Below are 1,230 nucleotides of genomic sequence, written 5' to 3'. Positions count from 1 at the left end.
CGCCCATGCCCTTCGTCAACGGCATCAAGGCAGCGCGCGAGCGCGTTGTTGCCCGCAACGACGATGATCGAACGACGTTCCTGCGCAAGCGCGGCTTCTCGAAAGGCGAAACCACCAAGATTATCGATGCTGTGCTCACCGACGAAGGCCATCCGCCGGGATCGGTGTTCGACTTCGTCCAAGGTATCACCCGTGTTGCGCGCGACAAGCAGCACCAGGATGTGCGGCTCGAAATGGAAGGCAAAGCCAAGAAGCTCCTCGACCTCGTTCACTGATCCCCGCCCAGGCCGGCGATCCCACATATCGCAAGCCGGCGTCCCTTTCATCGCCACTTCAAGGCGCCGTCCTCACAACCATGAGGGCGGCGCCTTTCGTCGTGACGGACCACGAGGTCGGAAGGCGGGCTTTCGATCGTCCGTCATGGAGCGCGACCCATGCACGATACCGCCAAGACCCGAATGCCGCTGCTAACCGCTGAGCAGCGCGAACAGTTCCTCGCCGACGGCCGCCAGAGCGATCGCGACCTTGTGCCGGCGGTCAAGTTCTTCAATCCGGTCGGGATCCGCACCTGGGCTTGCAACCGAGCTTGATGCTGCCGGCGACATCCCAGGCGTCGGAGCCATGTCCGCACCGGCCGAACCGAGGACCGCGCCATGAGCGGTCGCCCCATTCTCCGGCTCTACACGACTTTTGCCGAGTTCGAGACCCTGCACGAGTGGCACGATCGCACGCGCAGCACCAGCAAGACGGTCACCGTCGATCGCCAGGCGCTCATCCACATCCGCATGGACCACGCCCGCATGCTCGAGGCGCTGCGCAAAGCCGGACGGGTCGATGTCGCCGAACCGCATTGAGGCCGCCGGCTTGCGCCGGCGCGGCGGCCGCGAGAGGCAGAGGGCGGAGGCGAGGGTTCCTGACGGGTTTGGAGGTTCGGGGAGAGTTCCCGGGCCGCCCGTCATGGAGACCCTGACCATGGCAAAAAGCGCCATTCAGAAGATCGCAATGAACCCCTCGGAAAACATCGCCTACGACAAGCTTGTCCTGTCGCAGGAAAATGTCCGCCGGGTAAAGGACGGCGTCACCATCGAGCAGCTCGCCGAGGATATCGGTCGTCGGAAGCTCTTGCAGAGCCTGAACGTCCGTCCAGTCCTCGATGGAGACGGCGAGGAAACCGGCACCTATGAAGTGCCCGCCGGCGGCCGCCGCTATCTCGCGCTCGGCATCCTCGTC

General features: G+C 64.4%; 2 protein-coding genes and 2 pseudogenes. All 4 read left to right on the top strand.

All coding sequences use genetic code 11. The features are described 5' to 3' along the window. Positions 1-275: pseudogene (locus EOA24_RS43665) on the top strand (hypothetical protein); the annotation flags it as partial. Positions 276-458: 183 nt separating this feature from the next. Then, positions 459-606: pseudogene (locus tag EOA24_RS38510) on the top strand (DUF2958 domain-containing protein); the annotation flags it as partial. A gap of 47 nt (positions 607-653) precedes the next feature. Then, positions 654-854: a hypothetical protein gene (locus EOA24_RS38505; protein ID WP_127410855.1), complete on the top strand. Its 201-nt coding sequence runs from the start codon at positions 654-656 to the stop codon at positions 852-854. A gap of 118 nt (positions 855-972) precedes the next feature. Further along, positions 973-1,230 (top strand): ParB N-terminal domain-containing protein (locus EOA24_RS38500; RefSeq protein WP_189354617.1); only part of this gene is annotated, 258 nt, incomplete at its 3' end.

Source organism: Mesorhizobium sp. M2A.F.Ca.ET.039.01.1.1 (genome assembly GCF_003998035.1).
In the GTDB taxonomy this organism is placed as follows: domain Bacteria; phylum Pseudomonadota; class Alphaproteobacteria; order Rhizobiales; family Rhizobiaceae; genus Mesorhizobium.
This window is presented reverse-complemented; position numbering and strand designations above follow the sequence as displayed.

Bases quoted from the DNA above. Each gene is read 5' to 3' on its own strand.
- EOA24_RS38505 (WP_127410855.1), top strand. From the start codon at position 654: ATGAGCGGTCGCCCCATTCTCCGGCTCTACACGACTTTTGCCGAGTTC.